This window comes from Roseobacter sp. (assembly GCF_024639605.1).
In the GTDB taxonomy this organism is placed as follows: Bacteria; Pseudomonadota; Alphaproteobacteria; order Rhodobacterales; family Rhodobacteraceae; genus Roseobacter.
The window spans coordinates 1-3,595 of the sequence record NZ_JAHEHZ010000236.1; the positions used below are offsets into that span (position 1 = coordinate 1).

The following is a 3,595-nucleotide window of genomic DNA, read 5'->3' on the forward strand; positions in this document are numbered from 1 at the left end:
CTCGGTCTTGCGATCTGCCGCGAAATCCTGACACGCCTCGGGGGGCGCATCACCTATCGCGACGGCACCGGCGGAACCGCTTTCCGGGTCGTGCTGCCGCAATCGCTGGCCATGGCTGCACAGTAAGATATGCCGGAAATTACCAGATGCGCGCCGGGTTAAAGGCTATGGTAACCATTCTGTCCTAATCCTGAGCAGGACATGCCAGCGCGGAGGCGGCGCGCAGGCAGGATTGCACAAGGGCAGAAGATGTCAGTTTTGCAGCGCAAAGCGCAGGCAGGAAAACAGGAACATCAGGCGCGGGCTATGACCGTGGCCAAAGCCATGCGTGTAAGTCTCGCAAAGCTTGCCAATGATCTCTTTGATATGCCGCTGGTGGTCATCGGGTTCACGCGCGAACGCATCCCGGGCGATGAGATACCCGGCGTCGTGCCTGACAATGCTCTGCTTGTTCTGCTTGACGGCCCGCCCGGCCAGACCGCCGGTGCCTGCATTGGTCCGGAGCTTGTGCGCGCGCTGGTACAGCAGCAGACCACCGGGCGCGTCACAGCACCCGTCGTATCCGACAAGGTGCCGACACCGACGGACGCCGCCCTGTGTGCCCCGATGCTTGAGGCGCTGTTTCAGCGTACGCATGCGATCCTTGAGATCCCCGCAGACCGGGCACTGCTGCTGCCTTACCGCTTTGGCGCGCATGCCGGAAATGCGCGCCTCTTTGATCTGGCTCTCGGCGCGCGCGAATTTGAAGTTTTGCGCCTGACCGTGGATATCGCCGGCGGCGTGGCCCAGTCGGTGGTTACGATCTGTCTGCCGGTGCCGGATAAGGCGTCAGAGCCGCTGGATGACACTGATGGACCTGTCTCTGCGCCGCAGCCCCCTGCGACGCTCGAAAAGGCTGTGATGCGCCTCACTGCCGACCTGACAGCTGTGCTCTGCCGGCGCAAAGTGCCGCTGTCGGTAATCAGTTCACTGGCGGTGGGCGATGTCATCAGCATTCCGTCTGAGGCCTTTGATGAGGTGCAGGTCTGCACACTTGCCGGCGATGTGCTGGCCGCGGGTGCGATGGGCCAACTGGACGGCTACCGCGCCCTGCAACTGCATCCCGCCCGCGATGAGACCGACCAGCCGCAGCGCCGGTCTTCTGACCGCGAACAACTCGATCTGCCGGATGTTCAGCATGTCAGGCGTCGGGATACGGGCGGACTGCCGGCAATGGCGGCGCCTGATATCGGTGAGGTGGATCTGCCGGACCTTCCCGACCTTCCGGATCTGCCTGAAATGCCCGGATCAGGAGAGGCTGCAGGTGCGCTCCCCGATCTGCCGGACCTCCCGGACCTGCCGGACTTTGCCGGACCGGAAGAGGGGGAAGCGTTGCCTGATCTTCCCGACCTTCCGGATTTGCCGGAGCCCGGTGAGTTGCCCGACCTTCCGGATCTGCCAGACCTGCCGGATCTCAAGGCGGGCTGAGCGAACCGCGTCTGCACAGGGCGCGGGCGGATGAAAGCGTCCCTGGGAGTCCGGCTCAGTTTCCGGACTGTTCTGCGATCATCTCGAGGGTCTGGCGCATGTTCGTCAGATCGTATCCGCCGCTGCGTGCGGCTTCGATAATGTCATCCGCTGTCATCCCGCCGGCGGATCCGAGTGCCCAGGCAATCGTCGAGCGGGTGCCCGAAGCGCAATATGCCAGCACCGGGCCCTCTGCACTGTCAATCAGCGCCGTGTTGCGGGCAATGACATCGGGGGTCATGGTCTGATGGGTCAGGGGCTGGACCGCGAAGCCAAGCCCCTCAGCCTCGGCCGCATCCCGGATGTCATCACAACGGTACCCCGGAGGAACTTCTTCATCCGGCCGGTTGCACAGAATCATCGCGACACCTGCAGCTTTGATCGCGGGGATATCCTCCGCAGTGATTTGCGGAGCGGCGAAAAAGCGGGGGGTGATCTGGCGCATATCCATAGCGCAGGATTAAGCGAGCCCCGTCCGGCTGTCCAGTCGTCTGCGCAATCCGGGCGCGGTCCACATACCGGCAAGCATGGCGGCAAGAAAGACGAGACCGCCGGTGCCGCCGTAACTCAGCGAGGCAATCGCGGGCCCCGGGCACAGCCCGACGAGCCCCCAGCCGATGCCGAACATCACGCTGCCGGTGATCAGCGCGCGGTCGATTTCCGGGGGCGGGGAGGGCGGATAACTTCCCCCTGCCAAAGGGGTGCGCCCGCGCGTCAGACGCCAGGCCACCGCCATCGGTATGATCGCACCTCCCATCACAAACATCAGGGTCGGGTCCCAGGCGCCCGCAACATCCAGAAAGCCCTGCACCTTGCCGGTTTCGGTCATGCCGGAAAGCCACAGACCGGCCCCGAAAAGCCCGCCGGAAATCACTGCGATCAGAATGCGCATCACAGCCCCCCGGCAAAGAGGCGCAGCAGGGCGACGGTCACGACGCCCGCACCGATATAGCAGAGCGTTGCCACAATACCGCGCAGACTGAGACGCGAGATGCCGCAGACACCGTGGCCCGACGTGCAGCCGTTTCCGATCCGCGTGCCGGCACCCACAAGAAGACCGGCCAGAACAACGAGCCCGAGGTTCCCTGTCAGCCCGGTCGAAACCGGTGCCGCACTCAGCATCTGCAGCAGGGCCGGCACGCCGGTCAGTGCTGCGATAAAGCATATCCCCTCGAGGCGCCGCGACCCGGCCGATCCGTCCACCAGGCCGCCGATCAGCCCGCTTGCACCCATAATCCTGCCATTGCCCAGCAAAAAAAATGCCGCGGCCAGCCCGATCAGCAGTCCGCCGGCGAGACCTGTTGCCCAGTCCGTCATCGCAGTATCCTCAGAGTTTGTTTACCGGCAGCTTGAGCATCACGTCGCCCTGGGCATCCGGTTCCGGCATCTGACCGGCCCGCATATTAACCTGCAGCGAGGGCAGGATCAGTTTCGGCATGCCAAGCGTCGCATCCCGGGCCTCGCGCATTTCGACAAAGCTGTCTTCGTCGCGGCCCGCACCGATATGCACGTTTGCCGCTTTCTGAGCGCCGACAGTCGTCTCCCAGGCAAATTCATCGCGGCCGGGAGCTTTGTAGTCGTGCCCGACGAAAATCCGGGTGTCGTCCGGCAGCGACAGGATTTTCTGGATGGATGCATAAAGATTATGCGCGGATCCCCCCGGAAAATCGCAACGAGCGGTGCCGAAATCGGGCATGAACAGCGTATCGCCCACAAACGCCGCATCTCCGATGACATAGGTCATGCAGGCAGGCGTATGGCCGGGGGTGTGCAGCACATCCACGCGCATCTGGCCGATGTGAAACGAGGCACCTTCCTCAAAAAGAGCGTCGAACTGGCTGCCGTCACGCTGAAAGTCAGTGCCTTCGTTAAAGACCTTGCCGAAAGTATCCTGAACGGTGGTGATCTGTGCGCCGATCCCGATTTTGCCACCCAGCCGTTCCTGCAGATAAGGGGCGGCGGAGAGGTGATCCGCATGAACGTGTGTTTCCAGAATCCACTGAACCTGCAGGTCGTTTTCGGTCACCCATTTAACGATCGCATCAGCTGAGGCGGTGTCGGTGCGACCGGAGGCGTGATCGAAATCCAG

The 3,595-nt window shown here is 63.1% G+C and carries 5 protein-coding genes; 1 reads left to right on the top strand and 4 read right to left on the bottom strand.

What is annotated here, in order from left to right; all coding sequences use genetic code 11:
- Positions 1–249: 249 nt before the first annotated feature.
- Positions 250–1,467 (top strand): FliM/FliN family flagellar motor switch protein, encoded by a 1,218-nt coding sequence (locus tag Q0M35_RS18090; protein WP_295317644.1) that lies wholly within the window; start codon positions 250–252, stop codon positions 1,465–1,467.
- A 55-nt stretch (positions 1,468–1,522) separates the two neighbouring features.
- On the opposite strand, the gene Q0M35_RS18095 is transcribed toward Q0M35_RS18090, so the two are convergent.
- From Q0M35_RS18095 to Q0M35_RS18110, 4 genes are all read right to left on the bottom strand, one after another.
- A complete protein-coding gene (locus tag Q0M35_RS18095; protein WP_295317645.1) occupies positions 1,523–1,957 on the bottom strand; it encodes a TIGR01244 family sulfur transferase in 435 nt (144 codons plus the stop codon).
- A 9-nt stretch (positions 1,958–1,966) separates the two neighbouring features.
- Entirely contained in the window at positions 1,967–2,398 is a 432-nt protein-coding gene (locus Q0M35_RS18100) for a DUF6691 family protein (protein WP_295317646.1), read from the bottom strand.
- Positions 2,398–2,823, bottom strand: a complete 426-nt coding sequence (locus tag Q0M35_RS18105) for a YeeE/YedE thiosulfate transporter family protein (RefSeq protein WP_295317647.1) — start codon at positions 2,821–2,823, stop codon at positions 2,398–2,400. Before Q0M35_RS18105 ends, Q0M35_RS18100 begins: the two co-directional genes overlap by 1 nt.
- A 10-nt stretch (positions 2,824–2,833) precedes the next feature.
- Positions 2,834–3,595: MBL fold metallo-hydrolase (locus tag Q0M35_RS18110; RefSeq protein WP_295317648.1), on the bottom strand; the 762-nt coding region annotated here is incomplete at its 5' end.